The organism is Roseateles sp. (assembly GCF_965229315.1).
GTDB lineage: Bacteria > Pseudomonadota > Gammaproteobacteria > Burkholderiales > Burkholderiaceae_C > Pelomonas.
In genome coordinates this window covers 2,301,441-2,327,841 of sequence record NZ_CBDDJA010000002.1, presented here as the reverse complement: position 1 = coordinate 2,327,841, position 26,401 = coordinate 2,301,441, and the positions used below count along the sequence as shown (strand labels likewise).

28 protein-coding genes are annotated in these 26,401 nt (G+C 70.1%); 8 read left to right on the top strand and 20 right to left on the bottom strand.

Annotation, left to right across the window (positions count from 1 at the left end; all coding sequences use genetic code 11):
- Positions 1 to 100: 100 nt before the first annotated feature.
- Together ACO07H_RS15655 and ACO07H_RS15650 are read right to left on the bottom strand one after the other, a co-directional pair.
- A complete protein-coding gene (locus tag ACO07H_RS15655) occupies positions 101 to 1,096 on the bottom strand; it encodes a sulfate ABC transporter substrate-binding protein (RefSeq protein ID WP_422015749.1) in 996 nt (331 codons plus the stop codon).
- Positions 1,097 to 1,140: 44 nt separating this feature from the next.
- Positions 1,141 to 2,112, bottom strand: coding sequence for a CysB family HTH-type transcriptional regulator (locus tag ACO07H_RS15650; RefSeq protein WP_422015747.1), 972 nt, complete (start codon positions 2,110 to 2,112; stop codon positions 1,141 to 1,143).
- A 136-nt stretch (positions 2,113 to 2,248) separates the two neighbouring features.
- On the opposite strand from ACO07H_RS15650, the gene ACO07H_RS15645 reads away from it, so the two are divergent.
- Complete coding sequence (locus ACO07H_RS15645; protein ID WP_422015745.1) at positions 2,249 to 3,136, top strand: dienelactone hydrolase family protein; 888 nt, start codon at positions 2,249 to 2,251, stop codon at positions 3,134 to 3,136.
- Between the two features lie 54 nt (positions 3,137 to 3,190).
- On the opposite strand, the gene ACO07H_RS15640 is transcribed toward ACO07H_RS15645, so the two are convergent.
- The 7 genes from ACO07H_RS15640 to ACO07H_RS15610 all read right to left on the bottom strand — a co-directional run bounded on the left by ACO07H_RS15640 (position 3,191) and on the right by ACO07H_RS15610 (position 9,657).
- Positions 3,191 to 4,024 (bottom strand): PEP-CTERM sorting domain-containing protein, encoded by an 834-nt coding sequence (locus ACO07H_RS15640; RefSeq protein ID WP_422015743.1) that lies wholly within the window; start codon positions 4,022 to 4,024, stop codon positions 3,191 to 3,193.
- Positions 4,025 to 4,663: 639 nt separating this feature from the next.
- Positions 4,664 to 5,263: an RBBP9/YdeN family alpha/beta hydrolase gene (locus ACO07H_RS15635; RefSeq protein ID WP_422015741.1), complete on the bottom strand. Its 600-nt coding sequence runs from the start codon at positions 5,261 to 5,263 to the stop codon at positions 4,664 to 4,666.
- Between the two features lie 7 nt (positions 5,264 to 5,270).
- On the bottom strand, positions 5,271 to 5,489 hold the full coding sequence (locus ACO07H_RS15630; RefSeq protein WP_422015739.1) for a TOBE domain-containing protein: 219 nt from the start codon (positions 5,487 to 5,489) through the stop codon (positions 5,271 to 5,273).
- Positions 5,490 to 5,620: 131 nt separating this feature from the next.
- On the bottom strand, positions 5,621 to 6,682 hold the full coding sequence (locus tag ACO07H_RS15625; RefSeq protein ID WP_422015737.1) for a sulfate/molybdate ABC transporter ATP-binding protein: 1,062 nt from the start codon (positions 6,680 to 6,682) through the stop codon (positions 5,621 to 5,623).
- Positions 6,679 to 7,557 (bottom strand): sulfate ABC transporter permease subunit CysW, encoded by an 879-nt coding sequence (gene cysW, locus ACO07H_RS15620; protein ID WP_422015735.1) that lies wholly within the window; start codon positions 7,555 to 7,557, stop codon positions 6,679 to 6,681. The genes ACO07H_RS15625 and cysW overlap by 4 nt, the downstream gene beginning before the upstream one ends.
- 151 nt (positions 7,558 to 7,708) lie before the next feature.
- Entirely contained in the window at positions 7,709 to 8,647 is a 939-nt protein-coding gene (gene cysT / locus ACO07H_RS15615; protein ID WP_422015733.1) for a sulfate ABC transporter permease subunit CysT, read from the bottom strand.
- Entirely contained in the window at positions 8,647 to 9,657 is a 1,011-nt protein-coding gene (locus ACO07H_RS15610; protein ID WP_422015731.1) for a sulfate ABC transporter substrate-binding protein, read from the bottom strand. Before ACO07H_RS15610 ends, cysT begins: the two co-directional genes overlap by 1 nt.
- Before the next feature lie 207 nt (positions 9,658 to 9,864).
- Between ACO07H_RS15610 and ACO07H_RS15605 the strand changes: the two genes are divergently transcribed.
- Positions 9,865 to 10,683 (top strand): fumarylacetoacetate hydrolase family protein, encoded by an 819-nt coding sequence (locus tag ACO07H_RS15605; RefSeq protein WP_422015729.1) that lies wholly within the window; start codon positions 9,865 to 9,867, stop codon positions 10,681 to 10,683.
- Positions 10,684 to 10,707: 24 nt separating this feature from the next.
- Here the strand turns inward: ACO07H_RS15605 and ACO07H_RS15600 are convergent, their stop codons facing one another.
- From ACO07H_RS15600 to modB, 5 genes are read right to left on the bottom strand one after another with little or no spacing between them, the layout of a single operon-like run.
- Positions 10,708 to 11,523 (bottom strand): TOBE domain-containing protein, encoded by an 816-nt coding sequence (locus ACO07H_RS15600; protein WP_422015727.1) that lies wholly within the window; start codon positions 11,521 to 11,523, stop codon positions 10,708 to 10,710.
- Entirely contained in the window at positions 11,520 to 11,984 is a 465-nt protein-coding gene (locus ACO07H_RS15595; RefSeq protein ID WP_422015725.1) for a hypothetical protein, read from the bottom strand. The genes ACO07H_RS15600 and ACO07H_RS15595 overlap by 4 nt, the downstream gene beginning before the upstream one ends.
- A complete protein-coding gene (locus ACO07H_RS15590; RefSeq protein ID WP_422015723.1) occupies positions 11,981 to 12,742 on the bottom strand; it encodes an ABC transporter ATP-binding protein in 762 nt (253 codons plus the stop codon). The genes ACO07H_RS15595 and ACO07H_RS15590 overlap by 4 nt, the downstream gene beginning before the upstream one ends.
- A complete protein-coding gene (gene modA / locus ACO07H_RS15585; RefSeq protein WP_422015721.1) occupies positions 12,739 to 13,479 on the bottom strand; it encodes a molybdate ABC transporter substrate-binding protein in 741 nt (246 codons plus the stop codon). The genes ACO07H_RS15590 and modA overlap by 4 nt, the downstream gene beginning before the upstream one ends.
- Positions 13,479 to 14,162 (bottom strand): molybdate ABC transporter permease subunit, encoded by a 684-nt coding sequence (gene modB, locus ACO07H_RS15580; RefSeq protein WP_422015719.1) that lies wholly within the window; start codon positions 14,160 to 14,162, stop codon positions 13,479 to 13,481. Before modB ends, modA begins: the two co-directional genes overlap by 1 nt.
- Before the next feature lie 78 nt (positions 14,163 to 14,240).
- Here modB and ACO07H_RS15575 point away from each other — a divergent pair, with 78 nt between their 5' ends.
- Positions 14,241 to 15,185, top strand: coding sequence for a VTT domain-containing protein (locus tag ACO07H_RS15575; RefSeq protein ID WP_422015717.1), 945 nt, complete (start codon positions 14,241 to 14,243; stop codon positions 15,183 to 15,185).
- Positions 15,186 to 15,279: 94 nt separating this feature from the next.
- Positions 15,280 to 15,456, top strand: a complete 177-nt coding sequence (locus tag ACO07H_RS15570; RefSeq protein ID WP_422015715.1) for a DUF3563 family protein — start codon at positions 15,280 to 15,282, stop codon at positions 15,454 to 15,456.
- A gap of 121 nt (positions 15,457 to 15,577) precedes the next feature.
- Here the strand turns inward: ACO07H_RS15570 and fur are convergent, their stop codons facing one another.
- Positions 15,578 to 16,027, bottom strand: coding sequence for a ferric iron uptake transcriptional regulator (fur, locus tag ACO07H_RS15565; RefSeq protein WP_422015713.1), 450 nt, complete (start codon positions 16,025 to 16,027; stop codon positions 15,578 to 15,580).
- Positions 16,028 to 16,154: 127 nt separating this feature from the next.
- Between fur and ACO07H_RS15560 the strand changes: the two genes are divergently transcribed.
- On the top strand, positions 16,155 to 16,955 hold the full coding sequence (locus tag ACO07H_RS15560) for a ChaN family lipoprotein (protein ID WP_422015711.1): 801 nt from the start codon (positions 16,155 to 16,157) through the stop codon (positions 16,953 to 16,955).
- Positions 16,956 to 17,027: 72 nt separating this feature from the next.
- The gene (locus ACO07H_RS15555) at positions 17,028 to 19,190 is read left to right on the top strand and encodes an ATP-binding protein (RefSeq protein ID WP_422015709.1); all 2,163 of its coding nucleotides are present in this window, start codon (positions 17,028 to 17,030) and stop codon (positions 19,188 to 19,190) included.
- Positions 19,191 to 19,228: 38 nt separating this feature from the next.
- Here ACO07H_RS15555 and ACO07H_RS15550 read toward each other — a convergent pair whose 3' ends face one another.
- The 3 genes from ACO07H_RS15550 to ACO07H_RS15540 all read right to left on the bottom strand — a co-directional run bounded on the left by ACO07H_RS15550 (position 19,229) and on the right by ACO07H_RS15540 (position 22,512).
- On the bottom strand, positions 19,229 to 20,101 hold the full coding sequence (locus tag ACO07H_RS15550) for a transglutaminase-like domain-containing protein (RefSeq protein ID WP_422015707.1): 873 nt from the start codon (positions 20,099 to 20,101) through the stop codon (positions 19,229 to 19,231).
- Positions 20,098 to 21,279: a zinc-binding metallopeptidase family protein gene (locus ACO07H_RS15545; RefSeq protein WP_422015705.1), complete on the bottom strand. Its 1,182-nt coding sequence runs from the start codon at positions 21,277 to 21,279 to the stop codon at positions 20,098 to 20,100. The genes ACO07H_RS15550 and ACO07H_RS15545 overlap by 4 nt, the downstream gene beginning before the upstream one ends.
- Positions 21,280 to 21,528: 249 nt before the next feature.
- Positions 21,529 to 22,512, bottom strand: coding sequence for a bile acid:sodium symporter family protein (locus ACO07H_RS15540; protein WP_422015703.1), 984 nt, complete (start codon positions 22,510 to 22,512; stop codon positions 21,529 to 21,531).
- A 94-nt stretch (positions 22,513 to 22,606) separates the two neighbouring features.
- Between ACO07H_RS15540 and ACO07H_RS15535 the strand changes: the two genes are divergently transcribed.
- Positions 22,607 to 23,506 carry a LysR family transcriptional regulator gene (locus ACO07H_RS15535; RefSeq protein ID WP_422015701.1) on the top strand — a complete coding sequence of 300 codons (900 nt, stop codon included), beginning with the start codon at positions 22,607 to 22,609 and terminating at the stop codon, positions 23,504 to 23,506.
- 30 nt (positions 23,507 to 23,536) lie between these two features.
- On the opposite strand, the gene ACO07H_RS15530 is transcribed toward ACO07H_RS15535, so the two are convergent.
- Positions 23,537 to 24,751, bottom strand: a complete 1,215-nt coding sequence (locus ACO07H_RS15530) for an MFS transporter (protein ID WP_422015699.1) — start codon at positions 24,749 to 24,751, stop codon at positions 23,537 to 23,539.
- An 88-nt stretch (positions 24,752 to 24,839) separates the two neighbouring features.
- Here ACO07H_RS15530 and ACO07H_RS15525 point away from each other — a divergent pair, with 88 nt between their 5' ends.
- Positions 24,840 to 25,427 carry a TetR/AcrR family transcriptional regulator gene (locus ACO07H_RS15525; RefSeq protein ID WP_422015697.1) on the top strand — a complete coding sequence of 196 codons (588 nt, stop codon included), beginning with the start codon at positions 24,840 to 24,842 and terminating at the stop codon, positions 25,425 to 25,427.
- A gap of 45 nt (positions 25,428 to 25,472) precedes the next feature.
- Here ACO07H_RS15525 and ACO07H_RS15520 read toward each other — a convergent pair whose 3' ends face one another.
- Positions 25,473 to 26,336 (bottom strand): plasmid replication/partition related protein, encoded by an 864-nt coding sequence (locus ACO07H_RS15520; protein WP_422015695.1) that lies wholly within the window; start codon positions 26,334 to 26,336, stop codon positions 25,473 to 25,475.
- Positions 26,337 to 26,401: the final 65 nt, after the last annotated feature.

Below are 26,401 nucleotides of genomic sequence, written 5' to 3'. Positions count from 1 at the left end.
TTGCATTTCGGGCCGAGCGCCGGCCCGCCCCCAAGCCGTCCCCTCGGGGGACCGGCCAGTTCCGCCCGCGTTCAGCAGGGCGGACTGGACGAGGGGCCGCTTACTTCGCGCCCGGCGTGTAGATCTGGTCGAACACGCCGCCATCGTCGAAATGCGTCTTCTGCGCCGCGCGCCAGCCGCCGAACGAGTCGTCGATGGTGAAGAGCTTCACGTCGGCGAACTGCTTGGCGTACTTGGCCGCGACCTTGGGGTCGCGCGGGCGGTAGAAGTTGCGCGCGGCGATCTCCTGGCCTTCCGGGCTGTACAGGTACTCCAGGTAGGCCTGGGCCTGCTTGCGGGTGCCGCGCTTGTCGACGACCTTGTCGACCACGGCCACCGGCGGCTCGGCCAGGATGGAGATGGACGGCGTGACGATCTCGAACTTGTCCTTGCCCAGTTCCTTGACGGCGAGGTAGGCCTCGTTCTCCCAGGCGATCAGCACGTCGCCGATGCCGCGCTCCACGAAGGTGGTCGTCGCGCCGCGGGCGCCGGAGTCCAGCACCTTGGTGTTGCCGTAGATGCGCTTGACGAAGGCCTTGGCCGAGTCGGCGTTGCCACCCGGCTGCTTCAGCGCGAACGCCCAGGCCGCCAGGTAGTTCCAGCGCGCACCGCCGCTGGTCTTGGGGTTGGGGGTGATGACGTCCACCCCCGAGCGCGCCAGGTCGGGCCAGTTGTTGATGTGCTTGGGGTTGCCCTTGCGCACCAGGAACACGATGGTGGACGTGTAGGGCGTGGAGTTGTTGGGCAGCTTCTTCTGCCAGTCCAGGCCGAGCAGGTTGCGGTCGGCCAGCGCGTCGATGTCGTAAGCCAGCGCCAGCGTGACGACGTCGGCCTCCAGGCCGTCGATGACCGAGCGGGCCTGCTTGCCCGAGCCGCCGTGCGAGGCCTTGATGTTCAGCGTCTCGCCGGTCTTGGCCTTCCAGTTGGCGACGAAGGCCTTGTTGAAGTCCTGGTACAGCTCGCGCGTCGGGTCGTAGGAGACGTTCAGCAGCGAGGCCTGCGCGAAGGCGCCGGTGGCGGCGGCAGCAAGGGTGAGGGCGGTGAGAAGGCGGCGCATGGGTTTGTGGTCAGGTGGGTGGAAGGGGAGCGAAGTTGTGCGGTTCAGGCGGCTTTGGACCACGCGAGCACGGGCCCGCCGGCGTCGGGCTCCGGGCCCTGGTGGCGCGCCGCGTCCACGGCCTCGCGGTCCAGCGGCGGCGCGAAGGTCTGGATGAAAGCGTAGATGTAGTCGCGCAGGTAGGCGCTGCGGCGCACCGCCAGGCGGGTCATGTTGTCGGCGAACAGGTGGCGAGCGTCCAGCGCGCGCAGGTGGCGGTCGCGCTCGTCGTCGAAGGCGATGGACGCGACGATGCCCACGCCCAGGCCCAGCTCCACATAGGTCTTGATGACGTCGGCGTCCATCGCGCTGAGCACGATGTGCGGCGCGATCTGCGCTGCAGCAAAGGCCTCGTCGATGTGCGAACGGCCGGTGTAGCCGGGCTCGTACGTGATGATGGGGAACTGCGCCAGGCGGGCCAGCGTCAGCGGCTGGCCGTCCAGCAGCGGGTGGCCCGGCGGCACGACGACCGCGTGCGTCCAGCGGTAGCAGGGCAGGGCGACGAGTTCCGGATACTGCGCCAGGGCTTCCGTGGCGATGCCCACGTCGGCCTCGCCGTCCAGCAGCAGCCGTGCGATCTGCTGGGGCGAGCCCTGTTGCAGGTGCAGGCTCACGTCCGGGTGATGGGCGCGGAAGTCGCGCACGGCGGGCGGCAGCGCATAGCGGGCCTGGCTGTGCGTGGCGGCGATGCGCAGCCGGCCGCTGCCGGCGCTGGCGAAATCGTCCGATGCGCGCTTGAGGTTCTCGGCTTCCTGCAGCAGCCGTTCGATGACGGGCAGCACCTGCTCGCCGGGCTCGGTCAACCCGGTCAGGCGCTTGCCCACCCGCACGAACAGCTCGATGCCGAGCTCGTCCTCCAGCTCGCGGATCTGGCGGCTGACGCCGGGCTGCGACGTGTGCAGCGCCTGTGCGACCTCGGTCAGGTTGAAACCGCGGCGCTGGGCTTCACGGACGGAGCGGAGTTGCTGGAAGTTCATGCACGCAGTCGACGAGCCTCAGAGACGAGTCATTGTGGGAAGCGCGGTTGCATCTGTCGTCGAATGATTCGCGATATGCATATGCAGTTCCTGCAGGGATGCCTACAGTGAGCGCTCCCCGCATAAGGATCTCGAGATGACGACAAAGCCCCCCGTTGATATCCCCGAGCAGGCCTGGCCGCTGTTCGACCGCTACGTGCATGGCGACCTGAGCCGGCGCGGCTTCCTGGACCAGGCCGCGCGTTTTGCCGGCGGCCCGGCGGGTGCCGCGGCGCTGCTGGCCGCGCTGAGCCCGGACTTCGCCGGCGCGCAGCAGGTCAAGCCCGATGACCCGCGCCTCGTCATCCGCCGCCAGGCCTTCGACTCGCCGCAGGGCAACGGTAAGGTGCAGGGTTATCTGGCCAGGCCCGCCAGCGCCGCGGGCAAGCTGCCGGCCGTGCTGGTCGTGCACGAGAACCGCGGCCTGAACCCGCACATCGAGGACGTCGCCCGCCGCGTCGCGCTGGCGGGTTATGTGGCCTATGCGCCCGATGCGCTGGCGCCGCTGGGCGGCTACCCGGGCGACGAGGACAAGGCGCGCGAGCTGTTCGGCAAGCTGGATGCGCCCAAGGCGCGTGCGGACATCGTCGCGGCGGGCCTTGCGCTGCTGGCGCTGCCCGAAGGCAACGGCAAGGTGGGCGTCGTCGGCTTCTGCTGGGGCGGCAGCCTGGCCAACCACGTGGCCACGCAGATGCCGGAGCTGCGCGTGGCCGTGCCGTTCTACGGCGGTGCGCCGGCGGGCGAGGACGCGGCCCGCATCAAGGCGCGGCTGCTGCTGCACTACGCGGCGAACGACGAGCGTGTCAACGCGGCGTGGCCGCCTTACGAGGCCGCGCTGAAGGCGGCCGGCGTGCGCTACGAGATGTTCAGCTACGCGGGCACGCAGCATGGCTTCAACAACGACACGACACCGCGTTACGACCCGGTGGCGGCGCAGCTGGCCTGGGAGCGCACGCTGGCCGCGTTCAAGCAGGCGCTGACCTAGCCGGCGGCGGGTGATCGACTCCTGATCGACCACTGCAAGAGTTGCTCCGTACGTTCAACTGGATACCCGTTGAGTTCCACGGACGCCGAGCTGGCGACGTCTTCGAACGATCATGCCTCCGAGCCCGAGAAGCAGCAGTGAAGCGCCGGACGGCTCGGGCACGGTAGCCACCAGACCTGGAGAAAATTCCAGCCGATAGGTGGAAGCGTCCGAGATGTTGACGAAAGAGAAAGTGGGGTCCATGGTGGCCGAACCTGTTCCGTTGTTGCCGGTGGCCCCGACGATCATGTCCACGCTGTAGGTACTCCCAACCAGCATCGTCATCGGCTTGTCGATTGAGAAAGAGGCGGTCTCGTGGCCTGGGTCGCCATAGACAAAGTAGGCGTTTAAGAATGCGTCATATTGAGGCGCACCGTTGATGTATAGCTGCGTATAGGCGCTAGACAGCCAATTGCCGCCACTGCTGTGCCCCGTCTGGGCGGAACCCGTGGCTTCAAGCGTCATCGGTACCGAGGTTCCTGCTGGCCCCCCGGTCAGGCGCACTGAATAGCTGACCTTGGCATAGGCGTTCATGGAAAAGACGCCGTTTGATGATGAAGCCGTCACGCTCAAGGTGGGAACGGGTCCGCCCGTGGTCGTGGCCGTCCCAGCGAGGAAGCTGCTGCCATTCCCGTTGATTGCGATGAAGCTGTCTGCGACGCTTTCGGGCAAGAGGTCGCTCGCCCCTTGGACCGAGTTGGGGTGGTTTGGCTGGTCGGCATTTGAAACCACCGCCTCGTGAAAGTATGCCGCCGGGAGGGCGTCGGCCCATGCGCTGTGGTACGGAGCAACGACAGCCACAGCGGTGGCGCCTGCATACGTAAGGACTGCCTGGATGAGAGGCTTCATGCCTGAGGGAGCGTGCTGCGTGACCATGGTCGCCTTTGAAGGTTTGAGTGAAGAAGGAGTGGCCTTCTGGATTGGGCTGGATCGACCAGCGGGTCGAAAACCCTGTCCTCATTTGATGAACGATGCAGGATGGCCAGATCGGACACGCAAGGTCGAAAATTTCTGCGAGCGCGCGGGCGATGCATCGGTTCCTCGCCCATCGCCAGGCGGTCTTGCAGCGGGCGTCCCTACGGATGCCCCGGAAGTGCGCCAACCCTTCCATCGAGCGACAGTCGCCCGGTTACGCCGATCGCATGCTGCACGTGTCGAACGTTGAACGGCCGCTTCCTGGCAGTTCGCATCAAGAAGGCCGATTCCCGCTTCAGCTCAGCGGAAGCGATCAAAAGGTCTTGCAATCGTCACGCCTATTTTTGGAGGCGAGACTCGCTCCAGCGTCGTCGGCATCAGACGCGTAACCGACCATTGCGGAGTGGGCCTTCGGCGTCCTCTGAATCAAAACATTGGACGACTGCTTTCTGGCGCCGAAGTCGGTGAATGGAAGGACGGCGACGGGTCGTTAGCCGCCCGTCGCGCGTTTGGATGGAGCGGAGCGATCGCAGCTCCCATCGATTGAATGCCATGTCGCGTCGCGCAGCGACGCTAGACCGCGAACGCCCACTCGCGGAACTCGGCGTGGCGCGGCCGCTGTTCGGCGGCGGCGCGCGCGCGGGCGGCCTCGATCCAGCTCTTGGCCACCGGGAAGGGGCCGAAGCCGGCCTCGGCGTTGATGTGGCCCACGGCGCCCAGGTTGCTGTAGCTGGCGCCCCAGCGGTGCGCCCAGCGCGCGGCACTGGCGGCGCTCATCCACGGGTCGTTCATGCTGGCGATCAGGCGCGAGCGGCGCGGCAGCCGGTGGTGGGGCAGCGCCTCGGCGAGGCCGAACTTGTCGGGCTCCGCGGGGGCGACGAACAGCGCCTCGCGGATCGGCGAATCGGGCCGGTCGGCCAGGTGGCGGGCCAGCGCCAGGCAGCCGAAGCTGTGTGCGACGGCCAGCCACTCGCCGGCTTCATTCGACACCGCGGCTACCTCCAGCGTGCGCTGGATGCGCTCGGCCCAGCGTTCCAGGTCGGGGCGGCTCGCGTCGCGCTGGGTGACGCGCCGGACGTCGCGGTACTGGCCCTGCAGCCACGTTTGCCAATGGGCCGGCCCGCTGTCGTGCAGGCCCGGGATGATGAGGATGCGCGGCGGCTTGTAGCTCATCGTGGCCTCACAGGATGGCCAGCGAGACTTCGGTGGACTTGACCAGCGCCACCACCTCGCGGCCTACTTCGAGGCCGAGGTCCTTGACCGAGCGTGTCGTGATGACCGAGGTGACGACGGCGCCGGAGGCCGTGATGACGTCGACCTCGGAGACGACCGGGCCTTCGATGATTTCCTTGATCGTGCCGCGGAACTGGTTGCGCACGTTGATGGCGGTGATGGTCATGCTGGGGCTCCTGAAGGGGATGCGCCCAGTGTGCTCAGCGGCACCGCGCGGGAGAACGAATGAAAACGTCGGTGGGCATGCGGCGGGCGTCTATGCGGGCGGCGCGGGAGCCCGTGCCATGCGCGCGACTGTCAGATGCCCGCGCCGGCCTCGAACAGGCTGAGCCGCGCCGCGCTGAGCTTGACCCGCTGGCCGCCGCGCAGTTGCAGCGCTTCGGCCTGGTCGCGTGTCAGCTCGGCCTCCAGCGGTGCGCCGTCAGGCCCGATCAGCTCGACACGCGCGCTCGCGCCGAAGGTCAGCACGCGCTCCACCGTGGCCGCCAGGCCGGGGGCGGATTCGTCGACCAGGATTTGCAGCTCGTGCGGGCGCGCGTAGGCCTGCACCTCGCCACTGCCGACGCTGTGGCCGGCACCGGGCAACTGGTGGTCGCCGATGTGCAGCACACCGCCGCGCGCATGGCCGACGAAACGGTTGGCGGCGCCGAGGAAGCCGTACACGAAGGGCGTGGCCGGGCGCTCGTAGACCTCCTGCGGCGAACCGACCTGCTCCACGCGGCCATGGTCCATCAGCACGATGCGGTCGGCGACTTCCAGCGCTTCGTCCTGGTCGTGCGTGACGAAGATGCTGGTGATGTGCAGTTCGTCGTGCAGCCGGCGCAGCCAGCGGCGCAGTTCCTTGCGGACCTTGGCATCCAGCGCGCCGAAGGGTTCGTCCAGCAGCAGCACGCGCGGCTCCACGGCCAGGGCCCGGGCCAGCGCGATGCGCTGGCGCTGGCCGCCGGAGAGCTGCGGCGGGTAGCGGTCCGCCAGCCAGTCCAGCTGCACGAGCTGCAGCAGCTCGGTGACGCGCTGCTTGATGACGGCTTCGCTGGGTCGGGTCTTGCGCGGCTTCACGCGCAGGCCGAAGGCGACGTTGTCGAACACCGTCATGTGGCGGAACAGCGCGTAGTGCTGGAACACGAAGCCGACCTCGCGTTCACGCACATGCGTGCCCGACGCGTCCTGGCCGTCCAGCAGCACGCGGCCGCGGTCGGCCTGCTCCAGGCCGGCAATGATGCGCAGCAGCGTGGTCTTGCCGCAGCCCGAGGGGCCCAGCAGCGCGACCAGCTCGCCGGTCGGGAATTCGAGGCTGACGTCGCCCAGCGCCGTGAAGCTGCCGAACTGCTTGTGGATGTTTTCGACCTGGATGCTCATCTCTCGTCCTTGCTCGAGTGGCTCGCGCGCCACTCGATGATCTGCTTGAGCACCAGCGTCACCAGCGCCAGCAGCGCGAGGATGGACGCCACCGCGAAGGCGGCGGCGAACTGGTACTCGTTGTAGAGGATCTCGACCTGCAGCGGCAGCGTGTTGGTGAGGCCGCGCACATGGCCGGACACCACCGACACCGCGCCGAACTCCCCCATCGCCCGCGCATTGCACAGGATGACGCCGTACAGCAGCCCCCACTTGATGTTGGGCAGGGTCACGCGCAGGAAGGTCTGCAGCCCGCCCGCGCCCAGCACGGTGGCGGCCTCTTCCTCGTCGCGGCCCTGGGCCTGCATCAGCGGGATCAGCTCGCGCGCCACGAACGGGAAGGTGACGAACACCGTGGCCAGGATGATGCCCGGCACGGCGAACACGATGCGGATGTCGTGCGCCTGCAGCCACGGCCCCAGCCAGCCCTGCGCGCCGAACAGCAGCACGTACATCAGGCCCGCGACCACCGGGGACACCGAGAACGGCAGGTCGATGAGGGTGATGAGGATCTGCTTGCCGCGGAAGTCGTGCTTGGCGATGGCCCAGGCCGCGCAGACGCCGAACACGAGGTTCAAGGGCACGGCGAAGGCCGCCGCCAGCAGCGTCAGCTTGATGGCGGAGAACGTCTCCTCGTCGGCCAGCGCCGCAAAGTAGGCCGACCAGCCCTTGCGCAGGGCCTCGGTGAAGACGGCGACCAGCGGCAGCAGCAGGAACAGCGCGAAGAACGTCAGCGCCAGCGTGAGCAGCAGGCGCCGCACCCAGGGCGACTCGCGCGTGGCGGGGTTGGCCTGGTAGTCGGGGCGGTTGCGCGAGACGGAGAGTGCAGTGCTCATGTCAGTTCTTTATCCCGCATTGGGGTCTGCGGGCCGAGCGCCGGGCCGCTCCCAAGCCGGCCCGCGCCGGCGATGTGCTCGCGGCTCGACGCCGCGAGCATCGCCGTCCCCTCGGGGGACCGGCCAACGTACGCGTTGGACGAGGGGCTCGTCATCGGGCTCCCCGCTTCGAGCTCCACGCCTGCAGCAGGTTGATGGCCAGCAGCAGCACGAAGCTGAACACCAGCATGACGACGGCGATGGCGGTGGCGCCGACGTAGTCGTACTGTTCCAGCTTGGAGATGATCATCAGCGGCGTGATCTCGCTGACCAGCGGGATGTTGCCGGCGATGAAGATGACCGAGCCGTATTCGCCCACGGCCCGCGCGAACGCCAGCGCGAAGCCGGTCAGCAGTGCCGGCAGCAGCGTGGGCAGCACGACGAAGCGGAAGGTCGTCCAGCGCTGCGCGCCGAGTGATGCGGCGGCTTCCTCCAGCTCCGTCTCCATGTCTTCCAGCACCGGTTGCACCGTGCGCACGATGAACGGCAGGCCGATGAAGATGAGTGCCAGCAGCACGCCCAGCGGCGTGAAGGCGATGCGCGTGCCTTCGGGGCCGAACAGCGGCGCGAGCAGGCCGCCGGGGGCGAACAGCGAACCGATCCAGCCGTTGGGCGCGTACAGCGCGGTCAACGCGATGCCGGCCACGGCGGTGGGCAGCGCGAACGGCAGGTCGATCAGCGCGTCCACCAGCTTGCGGCCGGGGAAGTCGTAGCGCACCAGGCACCAGGCCAGCATCAGCCCGAACACGAGGTTGATGCTGGCGGCCAGCAGCGAGGCGCCGAAGCTGAGCTTGTACGACGCGATGACGCGCGGCGACGTGGCGGCGGCCCAGAAGGCCTCGAAACCATGGTCGGCCGACTTGAGGAACACCGCGGCCAGCGGGATCAGCACCAGCAGCGAAAGGTAAAACAGCGTGAAGCCCATCGTGGGCGCGAAGCCGGGCAGCACGCGACGCCGGATGAAGGGCTTGCCCGGCCGCGCGCTGCCCGGTGTTGCGGTGGGCGCGGCAGCCGCCAGCGTGGCCGGGTTGGTCCCTGCGGAACTCGACATCAGCGTTTGATACCAGCCATGACTTGATCGTAGGTGCCGCCGTCTGCGAAGTGCGTCTTGCTGACCTTGGCCCAGCCGCCCAGCGTCTGGTCGACGGTGAACAGCTTCAGCGTGGCGAAGCGCTGCGCATGCTTCTTGAAGATGGCCGGGTCGCGCGGGCGGAAGTTGTTCTTCGCGATGATCTCCTGGCCTTCCGGGCTCCAGTGGAAGTCCAGGTAGGCCTTGGCCAGCGCGGTCGTGCCGTGCTTGGCAGCGACCTTGTCGACGAGGGCCACGGGCGCCTCGGTCTCGATGGAGATGCTGGGCGTGACCTGTTCGAACTGGCCCTTGCCGAACTCGTTCTCGATCAGCTCGACCTCGCCCTCGAACGTGACCAGCACGTCGCCGATGCCCCGTTGCGTGAACGTGGTGGTGGCGCCGCGGCCGCCGCCGTCCAGCACCGGCACGTTGGTGAAGATCTTGGTCACCAGCTCCTTGGCCTGGGCCTCGCTGCCGCCGGTGGCGATGACGCTGCCCCAGGCGGCCAGGTAGCCGTAGCGGCCGTTGCCGGTCACCTTGGGGTTGGGGATGATGACCTGCACGCCGGGGCGGGCCAGGTCGCTCCAGTCCTTGATGCCCTTGGGGTTGCCCTTGCGCACCAGGAACAGCATGGTCGACGAGTAGGGTGCCGCGCCGTTGGGGAAGCGGGTGCGCCAGTCGGCCGGCGTGAAGCCCTTCTCGGCGAGCTGGTCCACGTCCGTGGCCTGGTTCATCGTCACGACGTCGGCCTCCAGGCCGCCGATGACGGCGCCGATCTGCTTGCTGGAGCCGCCATGGCTCTGGTTGACCGAGACGGCCTGGCCCTTGGCCTTCTGCGCGGCGACGAAGGCCGGGTTGATCTGCTTGTAGAGCTCGCGCGCCACGTCATAGGAGACGTTCAGCAGCGCGGGGTCGGCCGCGAACGCGGGCAGGGCGGCGGCCGAGGCGATCAGCGCCAGGGCAGCGCGGCGGGAAGACAGGAAGGAGGGCATGTCGCGGCGTTTCTGTTTGTCACGAAAGCCGCGAGAGTGCCCAAAGTTCCTTATTCGAGGAACAACAGTTTTCTTATTTTCATATGCGATATCCGGCGCAGGCGTTGCGGGGGATCGCCGCCGGCATGAACGTGACCTGAACCGCGGCGCTTCGCGGTACATTGCGGCCCGCTCGCATCAGGCGCCGGTCGGCGCACAGGAACAGCCTTGACAGCCGCACACGACACCCCGGACCCCACCGATCCAGAACTCATCGCCGAAGCCTTCACCAACGCGCGCGCTGCCGGCCGCGCGCTCGGCACATTTCCGGGCACGCCACCCGCGACGCTGGCCGCGGCCTACGCCGTGCAGGCCGCCGCGATCGCCCGCTGGCCCGATGCCGTCAAGGGATGGAAGGTCGCGCGCGTAGCCCCCGCGTTCGCAGCGCAGTTCCCCGAGGAACGCATGATCGGGCCGGCGTTCGCCCGCAACGTGCATCACGTCGGGCCGGGCGGCCTTGCGCAATGCCCGGTCTTCGACGGCGGTTTCGCTGCGGTGGAGGCGGAGGTCGTCATCGTCGTGGCGGCGGATGCGCCGGCGGGCAAGGCGGACTGGACGGCCGAGACTGCCGCCTCGCTCGTGCAGTCCATGCACATCGGCGTCGAGGTGGCGAGCAGCCCGCTGGCGACGCTGAACGACATCGGCCCCGGCGCCATCATTTCCGACTTCGGCAACAACTGGGGCGTCGTCGTCGGCCCGGAGATCGTGAACTGGCGCGAGCTGGAGACCATCGCCGTCGAGACCTTCATCGACGGCCAGTCCGTCGGCCGCGGCCAGGTCGCCATCAAGCCCGGCCCGCTGGGCGCGCTGGCGTTCACCTTGAACAAGCGCGCGCAGCAGGGCGAGATCCTGCGGGCCGGCGACGTCATCTCGACCGGCATGATCACCGGCGTGCACGACATCCGCATCGGCCAGCAGTCACGTCACGTGTTCGAGGGCGTGGGTGACGTGCAGGTGCAGACGACGCGGGCGACCGCTGTCGGTTGAGGCGTCAGGCGCGTCCTGGCCGTGCTAGCCGCGGACGGCCAGCATCACCGCATAGGCCTTGAACACCGCTGTGGCGTGCTGGCCGACCGCCAGCCCCAGCGCATCCGCCGCGTCGTGGGTGACGCTGGCGGTCACCACCGTGCCGCCCGGCAGCGTGACGCCCACCAGCGTCGACACCGCGCCCGGTGACACGCGCGACACGGTGCCGGCCAACTGGTTGCGGGCCGACAGCTTGTAGCCGCCGAAGTCGGTCACCAGCACCACCTCGCTGCTCTTCACCAGCGCGAGCGCCTCCTGGCCGGTCTTGACGCCCAGGTCCTGCGCGGCCTGCGTGGTCAGTGATGCGGTGATCTGCTGGCCGCCGGCCAGTGCCAGCCGCACGGTCGTCGTGGCCGGGCCTTCGTGCACGTCGGCGATCTGGCCGACGAACTGGTTGCGGGCGCTGGTTTTCATGCTCATCCTTTTCAGCAGGGCGGCGAGGCCCGGTTGGTCGTTCAGCCAGGCTTCCTGGTCGGTCAGGAAGCGGTCCAGGCGCAGTTGCAGGCCCCGCCAGGCGGCCAGCAAGGCCTGACCCTCTTGCGTCAGCCGCGTGCCGCCGCCGCCGTGGCCGCCGGTGGCGGTATCGACCAGCGGCGCGTGCGTCAGTGCGCCGGCCGCATCCAGCACCAGCCAGGCGCCCTTGTAGCTGTAGCCGGCGGCGCGCGCCGCCTTCTGCAGCGAGCCGGTCAGCGCCAGCGCCGCCAGCAGGTCGAAGAAGCGATCGTCGAGCCGGCCGGCCAGGTGCAGCTCGGCGTGCAGCAGCGGGTGGTCGCTCGGGCGGCGTGTGGGCTTGGAGCTCAAGGCGGCGAGATCAGGCGGAGGGCTTGCAACTGTCGCACCCAACGTGCGGGCCGCGCGTCCGCCGGCACGACGAGGCGCAGCGGGCCTTCATCGGGTGTCAGACCTTCGGTGACGACGAAAACGCGTCGTCCGCCCAGCGCCGGGTCCAGCTCGGCCCAGGAGAACGCGGCGACGTAGCCGTCCTTCGCGCTTGCCAGCAGCACCTGACGCAGCGCCGCGCCGCGGACCTGCTGCGGCGGCTCGACGCCGGCCGCGCGCAGCACGTCGCGCAGGTCGATGCCGCTCACGTCCACCTTGTGGCCGTGCGCCTCGGCCTTCACCGGTTCGTGCGGCAGCGCGGCGAGCCGGGCGGCGTCCAGCGCGGCGGTGGTGCCGTCCAGCCGCTGCACCTGCAACTGCGCCTGGGCGGCCGTGCAGAGCAGGGCGATGAAGAGGGCGAACAGCGTCTTCATGGGATTCATGCCAGTTGGGTTTTCAGCAGCGCGCGGCGCTGGTCGAGCTCCGGGTCGACCGGCGCGGCGTCCAACAGCGCACGACCCCGGCCGCCGTCCAGGTCCACCTCGCGCGTGACACGCCCGCCGTCGACGAGGTAGGCGCGGTGGGCGAGGGCGGCCACGTCGTCGAGGTCATGCGTGATCATGATGGCCGGGATGCCCCAGCGCGCCCGCACCGCGCGCAGCTCGTCGCGCAGCTGCTCGCGCAGCATGGGGTGCAGCGCGGCGAAGGGCTCGTCCAGCAGCAGCACCTGCGGGTTGCAGGCCAGCGCCCGCGCCAGCGCCACGCGCTGCTGCTGGCCGCCGGACAGCGTGGCCGGCCGGCTGCGCGCCATCGCCGCCAGGCCGAAGGACTCGATCAGCTCGTCCACGCGGGCCGCGTCGTCCGCCTTCAGGCGCCTGCGCCAGCTTGTCAGGCCGAAGGCGATGTTGTCGCGCACGCTGAGGTGCGGGAAGAGGGCGTAGTCCTGGAACAGGTAGCCCACGCCGCGCGCCTCGGGCGGCAGGCAGACGCCCGCCGTGGTGTCCAGCAGCGCACGGCCGTTCAGGCGCACGTGGCCGGCGCGCACGGGCAGCAGCCCCGCCATGGCCTGCAGCGTCAGCGACTTGCCGGCGCCCGACGGACCGTACAGCGCCACGAAGGGTGCGTCGGTCGCGAAGGCGATGTCCAGGTCGAAGCGGCGGCGGGTGTCGGCGACCGACAGTTGCAGGCGAACGTCGATCAAGGTTTTCCGAAGCCGTACTTCGCCAGGATGGCCTGCGCCTCGGCGCCGCCGAGGAAGGCGACGAAGTCCCTGGCCAGCGCGGCCTGCCTGCTGTCGGCGACGACGGCGGCCGGGTAGGTCACCGGCGCGTGGCCGCCCACGGTCATCGCGATGCGCACCTTGTCCTTCAGCAGCTCGGCGTCGGTGCGGTAGACGAAGCCGGCTTCGGCCTCGCCGCGTGACACGTAGTCCAGCACCTGACGCACGTTGTCGGCGAAGACCAGCTTGGGTTGCAGGCCGGCCCACAGCTGCGCGCCTTCCAGCGCCTGCTGCGTGTAGCGGCCGACCGGCACGGAGGCCACCTTGCCGACCGCGATGCGCTTGACGTCGGGCTTGCCAAGGTCGGCCAGCGCTGCGATGGCGGGCGACCCTTGGACGGGCGTGATCAGCACCAGCGAGTTGGCGGCGAAGTCGCGCCGGGTGTCGGCGGCGATGAGTTTCTGGTCCGCGCCGCGGTTCATCGTCTCCTGGTCGGCGCTGGCGAACACGTCCACCGGTGCGCCCTGGGCGATCTGCTGCAGCAGCACGCCGGACGCGGCGAAGTTGAAGCGCAGCGTCACGCCGGGTTGGGTGGCCTCGAATTTGGGGGCGAGTTCCTTGAAGGCATCCGTCAGGCTGGCGGCGGCCGACACGGTGAGCTGCTGGGCGGACGCGAGCAGCGGCAAGGCGAGGGACAGGGCGAGGAGCAGGCGTTTCATCAGGGGGGCGAGCGTTGCAGGTAGCGGTTGGACAGGACGAGGATGGCGACCGAGACGGCCGAGATGACGAGGGCCAGCATCAGCGCGAGGTCGTCGCGGCCGGCCTGCACGGCGTCGTAGATGGCCATGGACGCGGTCTGCGTCTGGCCCGGGATGGAGCCGGCCACCATCAGCGAGGCGCCGAACTCGCCCATGGCCCGGGCGAAGGCCAGCAGCGTGCCGGCCAGGATCCCGGGCCAGGCCAGCGGCAGCGTCACGCGCACGAAGGTGCTCCAGCGCGACTGGCGCAGCGTGCGTGAGGCGGCCTCCAGGTGGCGGTCCACCTGCGCGAAGGCGCTGCTGGCACCCTTGAGCACCAGCGGCAGCGCGACCAGCGCCGACGCGATGACCGCGCCGTGCCAGTTGAAGATGACGGTGTAGTCGAAGTGCTCGCGCAGCCAGCCGCCCAGGGCGCTGCGCCGGCCCATCAGCACCAGGATGCCGTAGCCCAGCACCGTGGGCGGCAGCACCAGCGGCAGCATGCAGACGGCCTCCAGCACGCCGCGGCCGGGCAGGCGGGTGCGCGCGAACACCCAGCCCAGCGCCACGCCGAGCACCAGCGCCAGCGCGGTCGCGAACACGGCCACGCGCAGCGTCAGCGCCAGCGGCGCGGCGTCGAACTGGCTCCAGAGATCGGCGGTCATGGTGCGTAATGTAATCAACTACATCACGAGGAATGGGTGATGGCGGAGCCCGGCGCAGGGCTATGCTGGGGCGCTGACATGGACCTGCTGACCGACCTCTTCTCGCGCCACGGCGTCGTCGCCGTGGCGCTGGCCGTGCTGCTGGAGCAGTTGGGCGCGCCGCTGCCGTCCACGCCGGTGCTGTTGCTGGCGGGCGTGGAGTCGGCCGTGCGCGACGGCTTCGCGGTGCGCGCCTTCGTTGCGGCGACGCTGGCGGCCACGGTGGCCAACGGGCTGTGGTTCTGGGCCGGCCGGCGCCTGGGGCGGCGGGTGCTGGCGGCGCTGTGCGTCATCTCCATCTCGCCAGACACCTGCGTGCGCCAGAACGAGGCCAGCTTCGTGCGGCGCGGCGTGCTGACGCTGGTGATCGCCAAGTTCGTGCCGGGCCTGTCCATCCTGGCGCCGCCCCTGGCCGGCGCTTTGGGCATGCCGGTGCGCCGTTTCCTGGGCTGGAACCTGCTTGGCTCGGCGCTGTGGGCGGGTACGGCCATCGCCATCGGCCGCGTCTTCCATGAGCAGATCGACGCGTTGCTGCGGGCGCTCGGCAAGCTGGGCAGCCTGGCCCTCATGCTGGCGGCGTTGGCGGTGCTGGCCTACCTCGGCTGGCGGCTGTGGCGGCGTGCCGTCGTCAAGCGCGAACTGCGGCTGTTCGAGCGCGTGGCGCCGGCCGACGCGGCGGCGCTGGTGGACGGGCGCAGCGGCGTCGTCTTCGTCGACGTGCGCGCCACGTCGCCCGACATGCCGCTCGCAAGCCGCATCCCCGGCGCGCGCCACCTGGACCTGGGCCTGCTGAGCCGGCCGGGCGGCGACGCACTGGCCGGCTGGCCGGTGTCGGCCGAGTTCATCACCTATTGCGCCTGCCCCGACGACGCCTCGGCCGTGCGCGCTGCCCGGTGGCTGAAGCAGCAGGGCCGCCACGCCCGCGTGCTGCGCGGCGGCATCGAGGCTTGGACACGGGCCGGGCTGGCGTTGGAAGCGGTGTGAGGTTTCAGGGCCCGAGCCCGTTGCAATTTCTAGTGTTTACCCTAAAATAGGGTTTACCCTAGAATGCCAACCGGCCACAAGCCTTGAACCCCAAATGGAACTGATCCACAACCTGTTCTCCTCCCTGCGCAACGTGCTGACGCTGGAAACCCAGACGGAAACCGACGAGCGCTACCTGGCCGATGCCGTCGATCACGTGGACCTGGAGCGCCGCATCGCCAGCCAGTCGCGCGCCTGCATGTCGATGGCACCGCTGAACATCGGTCGCTGATCGGCCCCGGCCCGGCGGCGCCTCAGCCGCCCGCAGCGCGCTTGACGCGCCACACGCCTGCCGAAGCCTTGCGCTCGGCGGGCGTTTTCATGGGTGCGTCCGGCATCGCCAGGCAGAGCCCTCATCGCTTGGCAGCGCCTGCACAGCCCGGGCACAAGCCGTACAGCGCCAGCGCATGGGCCTGCAGCCGGAAGCCCCGTTCCTCGGCGATGAGTTCCTGGCGCGCCTCGATCTGCGGGTCGCAGAACTCCTCCACGCGGCCGCAGCGCAGGCAGACAAGGTGGTCGTGGTGGTCGCCCTCGTTGAGCTCGAACACCGACTTGCCCGTCTCGAAATGCCGGCGTGACAGCAGGCCCGCCTGCTCGAACTGCATCAGCACGCGGTAGACCGTGGCCAGACCGATGTCGGCACCCTCGGCCATCAGCGCGTGGTACACCTCTTCGGCGCTCCAGTGACGCTGCCCGCGCTGCTGGAAGATGCGCAGGATCTTGATGCGCGGCGTGGTGGCCTTGAGGCCGGATGCGTGGATGTCGTCGATGTGGCCTGACGGAGCGCTGAAGTGGCGTGGCATCGTGTCAGGCGCGGTGCCGGGCGGCGGTGGTCGTCATGGGCATCGGGCGGCGGCGCTGATGTGGAAGGGATGGGGTGTTATTGTAATGAGAATGATTCCCATTTGTATTAAAAGGCGGCACGCCTGGATGGCCGCCCTGGCGATCTCGCTCGCCGGTTGCGCGAACGCGCCCACGCCGCCCGCCGCCGGGCCGGACTTCCTGCTGCTCGGCGAGGTGCATGACAACGCCGATCAGCACCGCCTGCGCGCTCAGCGCCTGGCGGCGCTGCTGGCCGACGGCAAGCCGACCACGGTCGTGTTCGAGCAGTTGCCGGCGTCCCGCAATGCCGCCCTCGATGCGCAGCAGCGGGCGGCACCGCGCGACCTGCAGGCGCTGGTCGACGCCGGGCAGTTCGACCGCCGTGGCTGGCAATGGCCGCTGCACCAGCCGCTGTTCGAGGCCAGCCTCGCGGGCGGTGCGCGCGTGCAGGGCGGCAACCTTGAGCGGGAGTCGCTGCGCCGGATCATGCGTGAAGGCGACACCGCCTGGCCGCCCGAGTTGCTGGCGCTCGCCCGGCGTACGCCGTGGAGCGACGCGCAGCAGCAGGCGCAGGTCGAGGCCATCGACGAAGGCCATTGCGGCGCGCTGCCGGCGGCGATGCACGAGCCCATGGCGCGTGCCCAGCGCGCCCGCGATGCGTCGCTGGCGCAGGCACTGCTCGCGGCGCGCGCGGCGGGGGCCGAGCGCGTCGTGCTCATCGCCGGCAACGGCCATGTGGACCGCAGGCTGGGCGTGCCGCTCTACCTGCAGGCCGCGGGCATCGCGCCGCAGCGCATCCGGGCGGTGGGCTATCTGGAAACCGGGCAGCCCGGCAGCGGCCGCTATGACGAAATCGTGGAGACCCCGCGCGCCGACCGTGAAGACCCCTGCAAGAGCCTGAAGCGCTGAGCCCAACGCTACGATGCGGCGCAACGCTGCAAGCCCGCTCGGGGCGGCTCAACCACGTTCCCGGCTGCTCAGGTGTACCTGAAGACCCGTCTCCGCATCCTCATCCTGGTGACCCTGCTGCCCGTGGTCGGCGTCGGCGTGATCGGTACCTGGCTGCTCGTGAACCGCGAGATCGACGCGGTGCAGGCCGGCACCTGGGGCCGCACGCGAGCGCTGACCACCGCCATCGACGCCGAGTTCCGCACCAGCATCGCGGCGCTGCAGCTGCTGGCCGGGTCGCCCCAGCTGCGCGCCAGGGACCTGCAGGCCTTCCGCGCCGAGGCCGACCGCGCGCTGCACAGCCGCGGCGGCCGCTGGCTGAACCTGTTCGTCTCCGACGCCCGCACCGCCGAGCTGCTGCTGGACCTGCGCGCGGCGCCCGGCGCAGCGCCGCCACCGCCCACCTCCGCGGACCCCGACTCCGTGCTGCGGGCCGCGCAGTCGCGCCAACCGACGGTCAGCCAGCTCATCGTCGGCGACACGGTGCATCGCCGGGTGTTTGCCGTGCGCGTGCCGGTGGTGTTCGACGACGGCCCGGCCGACTACGTCCTGTCCGCCGCCATCGACCCCGCGTTGATCGTGCGGCTGGTGGAGGCCCAGCGCTTCCCGCCGGAATGGGCGGTGGCCGTCGTCGATGGCAACCTGCGGCTGATCGCGCGCAAGCCCGAAGTCGCGGGCGACCCGCCCATCGGTGAATCGCTGCGCCGCGCGCTCAAGGCGCCGTCGCCCGGGTGGGCCGAGGGCACGCTGATGGACGGGCAGAAGATCTATCGCACCATCCAGCGTTCGACCACGTCCGATTGGGCGGTGTCGGTCGGCGTCCCCAAGGCCACCGTCGAGGAAAGCCTGCGCTACGTGCAACTGCTGTGGATGGGCTTCGGCCTGACGCTGGCCGTGAGCCTGCTGTGGGCCTGGTGGCTCGCCAAGGGCGTCACGCGGCCCATCGCTGCGCTGGCCGAGGCCGCGCCCGCGCTGGGCCAGGGCCGGGCGCTTGGCTTGCCCGACGCGGGTTCCATCGAGGAGGTGCGCCGCCTTTATCTGGCGATGCAGCAGGCCGCTGCGATGCTGCAGCAGCGCGACGCGGACCGCGCCGTGGCCGAGTCGGCGCTGCGCGCGGCCAACCGGGCCAAGGACGAGTTCCTGGCGATGCTGGGCCATGAATTGCGCAACCCGCTGAGCTCCGTGTCGAACGCGGCCGAGCTGCTGCAGCACGCCGCGGCGCGGCCGGAGCTGGTGCCCAAGGTGGCCGGCGTGCTGGGCCGCCAGGTGCACCAGATGAGCCGTCTCGTCGACGACCTGCTGGAAGTCGGCCGCGTGACGGCCGGCAAGATCGCGCTGGTGCCCACCGAACTGGACCTGGCCGAGGCCGTGCGGCAGACGCTGGCGGCCTTCGAAGCCAATGGCCGGCTGGCCCACCACCCGGTGGACGTGCGCTTGCAGCCCGTCTGGGTCGAGGCCGACGGCACGCGGCTGGAGCAGATCGTCTCCAACCTGCTGGACAACGCCGTCAAGTACACGCCCCCCGGCGGCCGCATCGACGTCAGCGTGCGGCGCGATGGCAGCGACGCCGCGCTGGTCGTGCGCGACGCGGGGCAGGGCATGACGCCCGAGCTGGCGCGCAGCGCGTTCGACCTGTTCGTGCAGGGCGACCGCGCGTTGTCCCGCGAAAGCGGCGGCCTGGGCATCGGCCTGACGCTGGCGCAGCGCCTGGCCCAGCTGCACCGCGGCCGCATCACCGCCGAAAGCGCCGGGCCTGGACAGGGCTCGACGTTCACGCTCTACCTGCCCGCCATCGACGCCCCGGCGGCTGTGCTTGCAGCGCCCGCCGCCGGTATGGCCCACGCGGCGCGGCGGGTGCTCGTCATCGAGGACAACGCCGATGCGGGCGAGAGCCTAGTGGCGTTGCTCGAACTGCTCGGGCACAAGGTCGAGTGGACCGGCCTGGGCCTGCTGGGCGTCGAGAAGGCGGCGGCGCTGCAGCCCGACCTCGTGCTCGTGGACATCGGCCTGCCCGACATCGACGGCTACGAGGTCGCGCGCCGGCTGCGGGAGCGCGACGACACCCGCGCGCTGCAGCTGGTGGCGCTGACGGGCTATGGCACGACGGAGGACCGGGGGCGCGCGCTGGCCGCCGGCTTCGACCGGCACCGGGCCAAGCCCATCGGGCGGCCCGACCTGGAGTCGTTGCTGCGCTAACAGGCCCAAGTGCGGCGCGACAGCGCCCGCCGGCCCGATCAGCCGGCGCTGGCGTCCGTGGACAGCGCCATGTCGCTGTGGTGCGGCAGCACGATGCCGGCGCCGCGGTCCTCCTGGGCGATGGTGCTGATCAGCGGCGCCCAGGAGCTGACGGTGCCGAAGATGGTGGCGAACGCCACATCGGCCGCATCGCGGCCGGTGCCGAAGCGCACGAACCCCATCGGGATCGCCGTGCCCGAGGCGTCGAAGATGTACCAGCGCCCGCCGAGATAGACCTCCGCATAGGCATGGAAGTCCGGCGGGCCCAGGGCCGGGTCGGCGCCGTAGTCGGTGCCGGTCGTGAAGCGCGCCGGGATGTTCAACGCGCGGCACAGCGCCACCATCAGGTGGGTGAAATCGCGGCAGACGCCGGTGCGCTCGATCAGCGTGTCCACGGCGGAGGTCGTCGAGTTGGTGCTGTTCGATGTGAACGAAACGTGGCTCTGTATCCAGTCCGCGATGGCCTGCACGCGGCCGTAGCCCGGCGCGATGCCACCGAACTCCGCCGTCGCGAGCTTGATGAGCCGGTCCGACTGGCAGTAGCGGCTGGGGTAGATGTACTGCAGCACGTCCAGCGGCAGCAGGTGCACCGGCACCTCCATCAGGTCTGCCGGACGGTCCCGGCGGTGGATCAGCTCGACCGTGGCGTCGAGGGACACGTCCAGCGCGCCGGGCCGGGCCTGCAGGCGCAGGTGGCGGTTGCCGGTGCGGGTGTCCGTCTGGATCTCCCACGGGATGTCCTGACTCACCACCAGCCGCTCGGTCGAGACGGTCTGGCAGGGCGTGAAGGCCGGATGGATGTTGAAGATGAAGTCCGCGCCCGGTGCGCTGACCTCGTACTTCAGCTGCACGTGCAGGTCGAAGCGGATCATGCCGTCACGCCCTCGGCAGGCGCTGCCGCCGGTGCGGGTGCCGGTGCGGCCTGGACGGTGCCGAAATTCATCGCCACCTCGCCGCGCACGCCGGCACCGATGACCTGGTGGATGAAGGCGATCTTCTCGAGCACCGCGTCGGGCATGACGAAGGGGTAACTGTCGCGGTTGCCCAGGCTGCGGGACATGGCATTGATGAACTGCGACACCGGCAGCCAGGTGTTGATGACCTGTGCCTGCAGCGTGGCGTCGTCGGCGGCGATGGCCTCGGCGCGCACCGGCGCCGTGCCGGGCACCGCGTGATCCAGCTGCAGCCCCCACGAAGCGGCCGTCTCCAGGCCGTCCCGCAGGTGCATGTAATGCGCCCAGCACTCCGCCCAGTCTTCCCAGGGATGCGAGCTGGCGTAGGCGCTGACGAAACGCTGCTGCCAATCCGCCAACGGCGACGTGTAGTGCTGCTGCAGCGCCTGGGCGTAGCCCATGCGTTCATCGCCGAACAGTTCGCGGAAGCGGTCGGTCCAGGCCGTGCCGCGGATCAGCCGGTCCCAGTAGTAGTGGCCGATCTCGTGGCGCATGTGGCCGAGCAGCGTGCGGTAGGGCTCGTGCATCTGGGCGCGCACCTGCTCGCGGCGCGCATCGTCGGCCTCGGCGACATTCAGCGTGATGACGCCCTCGTCGTGGCCCGTCAGCACCTTCTTCGCCGGGTCGATCTGCTCCAGGAACTCGAAGGAGACGCCGTTCACCGGGTCTTCGGTCTTTGGCGGCAGCGGCAGGCCCCAGGACAGCAGGCTGTATGCCAGTCGCCGCTTGGCGACCTCGATGCTGGCCCAGTAGGTGCCGTTCTCGGGCTTGCCGAGAGCCGGGTGCGTGTGGGTGGTGCGGCACGACAGGCACAGGTCGTTGGCGTCGTCGGCGTCGACCATCCAGTTGCAGGTGACGGGCGGCGCATGGTTGGCGCACCGCCGCAGGGGAGCGCCGTGCTGTGGCGACAGGCGCGCCATGGCGCCCGAGGCATCGATCTCGAACGAGGCCATGGCAACCTCCGCGGGCACGTAGCCCAGCTGGGCGCCACAGGCGCCGCACAGGTCGTTCTCGAAAAACACACGCGCTTCACAGCGCTCGCAGCAGAAGGTCTTCATCGTGTCCAGCCGTGGGTGCCCGCCGTGCGGTGGGCTCATTCACTCATCGTAGGGAACGGTGTGCGGCGCCGGTGTAGGCGGAACGACCTTCCTGCCGGCCCATGGCAGAAAAAAACCCCTCAGCCGGTTGGGCTGAGGGGTTGAAGCCACCCAATGGGGGTGGAGGAGACAAGCGGAAAGTCTGCACGATATCGGTGCTGTTGCGGTGCAGCAAATGATGATTCCGAGGGACCTCATGCCTGAATCGCAGTTGACGGGCCGCACCGGGCGGCCGGCAGCGTCCGGCGCTCAGGCTGTTGCCGCTGCCGGCGGCGCGCGATGCGCATAGCGCCGGGCGAGCACCGCGCAGACCATCAACTGCAGCTGGTGGAAGAGCATCAGCGGCAGCACGATGGCGCCGGCCACATGGGGGGCGAAGAGCACGCTGGCCATGGGCACGCCGTTCATCAGGCTTTTCTTGGAGCCGCAGAACACGATGGTGATCTCGTCCTCCTTGCTGAAGCCCAGCTTGCGGCTGCTCCAGGTGGCGATGGTGAGCACGGCGGCCAGCAGCACGGTGCAGGCGAACAGCAGGCCGGCGAGCGCGGAGGTGGGGATGTCCTGCCAGAGCCCCTCGGTCACGGCATGGCTGAAGGCGACGTAGACGACGAGCAGGATGGAGCCCTGGTCGACCACCTTCAGCGCCACGGCGCGGCGCTGCAGGACGCCGCCGATGAGCGGGCGCAGCAGGTGGCCGGCGATGAAGGGCAGCAGCAGCTGAACCGCGATGCGGCCGGCCGCCTCCCATGGGTTGCTGGTGGCGCCGCCCTTGGCGAGCAGCAGGCTGACGAGCAGCGGCGTCACCAGGATGCCCAGCAGCGTCGACGCGGACGCACTGCAGACCGCCGCCGCCACATTGCCCCGGGCCATGGAGGTGAAGGCGATGGCGGACTGGACCGTCGCGGGCAGCGTGCACAGGAACAGGAGGCCCAGGTACAGGTTGGGCGTCACCAGCGGCTCCAGCAGCGGCCGCAACGCGAACCCCACGAGCGGGAACACCGCGAAGGTGCACAGCGCCACCAGCAGGTGAAGCCGCCAGTGCGTGACGCCGGCCCAGATGGCTTCGCGCGAGAGCTTGGCGCCGTGCAGGAAGAACAGCGCCGCGACGGCCAGCGTCGTCATCGAGCTCAGCACGTCCGCCGTGCGGCCGGAGGCGGGCAGGAAGCTCGCGAGCGTGACCACGCCCAGCAGCAGCACCGTGAAGCGGTCGGGAATCAGGTTCAGGCGGGCCATGGCGGTTCAGGCGATTTACAGGATGACGGCGATTGCACCCGGATCATGATCCAATGGGAAATGGATTTATCTGATGAATTCATATCATTGACGCATGAATGTGAGCCTCAGGCAGTTGCGCGTGTTCCAGGTCGTCGCGGCGACGCGCAACTTCACCCGCGCGGGAAGCCAGGTCGGGCTCAGCCAGCCGGCCGTGAGCCGCTGCGTGACGGAGCTGGAGCAGCAGATGGGCGTCAAGCTGCTGGACCGGACGACACGCGAGGTGGCCTTGACCGAGGCCGGCCGCGGCCTGGCGGCCCGGCTTGAGCGCGTGCTGGACGAGCTGGATGCGGTGCTGGCCGACGTGCACGACCTGGCCACGACGCGGCGCGGCCGGGTGCGCGTGGCGAGCAGCCCGACGTTGTCGGCCAACCTGATGCCCGGCTGCATCGCGCGCTGCCAGCAGGCGTTCCCGGGCATCGAGCTGCTGCTGCTGGACCGGATACAGCACGATGCGCTGGCCGGCGTGCTGTCCGGGGAGGTCGACTTCGGCGTCGTGATCGACCCGGAACTCAGCGAGGACCTGCATTGCGAACCCGTGCTCTCGGAGCCGTTCTGCCTCGTGGCGCCACGGTCGCACCCGCTCGCCGCCAAGCGGCGCGTCAGGTGGGCGTCGCTCAGCGGCGAGCCCCTGGTGTTGCTGGACTATGCGTCCGGCAGCCGGCGCCTCATCGACGAGGCCTTCCGCGCGCAGGGGGTGTCCGCCACGGTGCGCCACGAGGTGGGGCATCCGACCACCATCTTCCGCATGCTCGACGCGGGGCTGGGCATCACCGTCGTGCCGGAACTGGCCGTGACGCCGCCGGCGCTCGGCGACCTGGTGGCGCTGCCGCTGGTGCCCCGCGTGGACCGGACCATCATGCTGGTGCGCCGGCGCAACCGGGAGTTGACGCCGCTGGCCGAGGTCGCCTGGCGGCTTGTGAAGCAGGTGGCGGGCGAACGGGCACCCCGCTGAGCCACGACCTGACCGACGGTCGGCGGCGGTTCAGGCCTCGCGCGCCACCAGCTTGAGGCCCGCCCAGCCGCACAGCACGATCAGCACCGCGCCGTAGCCCAGCGCCGTGGCCTCCAGCCCGAACAGCCCGACCGCCAGGCCCGCGGCCAGTGCCGGCACGCTGAAGGCGAGGTAGCTCAACACGAAGAAGCTGGCCATCATGGCGCCGCGCTGCTCTGCAGGCGCCAGCGGCACGAGGCTGCGCACCGACGCGTTGAAGCCCGCGCCGAAGCCGGTGCCGGCGATGGCGCTGCCCGCGAAGAGCGTCAGCACCGCGTGCGCGTGGATGCCCCACAGCGTCACCGCCAGCCCGGTGATCAGCATCGCCGACGAGCCGGCCAGCACGCGGCGGGCGGGGCGGTTGCGCAGCCACAGGATGCCCACCGCGCCGCTGAGCACCAGCGTGGCGATGAGGCCGCCGCCGATCAGGGGCAGGTTCAGGCCGCTGACGTGGCGCGCGAGCGTCGGCCCCAGCGACGTGTAGAAGCCGCCCAGCGCCCACTGGGCGGTGTTCATGGGCAGGATCAGCAGCAGCGTGGACAGCGCCGGCTTCGGGATCGACAGCCGCGGCCGCAGGGACGCCCACGCGCCGGCGCGGCGCGGCACGGTTTCGGCCAGGCAGCAGGCCGCCAGCGTCTGCAACAGCAGCAGCACGCCCAGCGCCTCGAACACCCGGTGCGCCGGCTGCGGCACGAACTGCACCAGCGCGCTGGCGCCCAGGGCACCCACGGCCATGCCCAGCATGGGGGCCACGCTGTTGACCAGCGCACCGCGCTCGCGCTGCAGGTCCAGCAGTGCCGCGCTCAGCGTCGCGGTGGCGATGCCGGTGGCCAGGCCTTGCAGCAGCCGCGCGGCCACCAGCCAGCCCACGCTGTCGGCCCACCAGAACAGCACCAGGGAGCCCAGTTCCAGCGCCAGCGCCACCAGCAGCACCGGCCGGCGGCCGATGTGGTCCGACAGCGCGCCGAACACCAGCAGCCCGCCCAGCAGCGCAAACGCGTAGATGGCGAACACGAAGGTCAGCATCAGTGCCGAGAAGCCCCAGGCCTCGCGGTACAGGCCGTACAGCGGCGACGGCGCCGTGGACGCCGCGAGCAGGCTCATGACGATGGAGGCCAGCAGCAGGAAGCCGTACCGGGCCGGCAGCCGGCCGGGCAGGGGAGGCGAAGCCATCGCTGGGCTGGAGACGGCGGGGGTGGTGGTCATGGCCAAACTGTCAAAAGCAAATAATTTGCGTTAGATATTCTGGGTCGTTTTGACAACTAAAGCAAATCCTTTGCTTTAACATGCTGCCATGGTGACGTTGACCTCTGGCAAATCAGGGCCCCGGCCTGGCGGGCGCAGCGCGCGCGTGCAGGCCGCCGTGCATGCGGCCGTCAACGAGTTGCAGCGTGAAAGCGGCCGTGCGGCGCTGACGGTCCCGATGGTCGCCGCTCGCGCGGGCGTCACGCCGTCCACCATCTACCGCCGTTGGGGCGATCTGGCGGACCTGCTGGCCGACGTGGCCGTCGAGCGCATGCGACCCGACATGGAGCCGCCCGATACGGGCAGCCTGGCCGGCGACCTGCAGGCCTGGAGCGAGCAGTACCTGGACGAAATGTCGTCCGACGTGGGCCGGGCCATGGTGCGTGACGTGCTCGCGGGCACCGGGCAAATGGACGGGCAGCCGGTGCCCTGCCGCTGCTTCGAATTCACCGCGGCGCAGATCGACGTGATCCTGGCCCGCGCACGCCAGCGCGGCGAGCCGGGCCTGCCTACCGTGGACGCGCTGATGGACGGGATCGTCGCGCCCGTCATCTACCGGCTGCTGTTCGCGCCCGCGCCGCCCGACCTGGCCTGGCTTCGTGACCGTCTGCACGACGGCGTCGCCGGGCGTCGATGAGCGCCTGACCGTTGCCTGGCCGTCGCCTGGCCGGCCCGCAGGCTGTCAATGACCCTGCGGTGACTGCAGTCGTGATCGCAGTGCCGCCGCTTCTTGCCGCAGTTGCGCGTTCTCGGCCTCCAGTTCGGCGACACGCTGGCGCAGCGCGTCCACCGTGTGGGCTGCCGGGTCGATGGCCGCGTCGACCGCCGTGTCGCTCGCCTCGGGCGGCGGGCTGTCGGTGGGCGGCTTGCGCCTGGCCTCGCGCACGCGCTTGGCCGCCTGCCTGAGCTCCTCGGCGCCGCCGGCCGCGGCCACCGCCTGTTCCTGCGCCGGCAGCGTGGCCACGGCGGCGGCGGCATTGATGGAGATGGCGCCCGCCTTCACGGCAGCCACCAGTTCGGGCGCGCCTTGGCGCTGGATCTTCTCGATCAGCACCACCTGGCTGCTGCTCAGGCGCGCGGCCTTGGCCAGGGCGTCGCGCGTGGCCAGCGCGTCCTGATCATCGGGTGCAGGCGCTGCCGCACTCGCTGCGGCAGCCGCCATGGCCCGGGCTGCCTCCTCGGCCGCCGGCAATGACGCCGCCACGGCCGCGCCGCGCGCGCGCCGCTCGGCGACGATCTCCCGCTTGCGCAGCGCCAGCACGCCGCGCTGGAAGTCCGAGATGCTGCGCCGGCCCAGGTGCTGGTCGATCATCCACAGGTGCACGTCCTCGATGGACTGGAAGCGCGCGTTCTGCACCGTCTGGAACGGCAGCCCGTGCTTGCGGCAGATGCCGTAACGGTTGTGCCCGTCCACCAGCACGTCGCCCCACAGCACCAGCGCGTCGCGGCAGCCTTCGGCCAGGATGCTGCGTTCCAGCGCCTCGTGCTCATCCGGCGTCAACGGGTCGATGTAGGCCTTGAGTTCTTCGTTGACGACGATGTCCATGGCGACGGCCTGCGGGGCGCGGGGGCAAAAAGGGGGCGCATTCTAGAGACCGCGGTGGCCTGCCG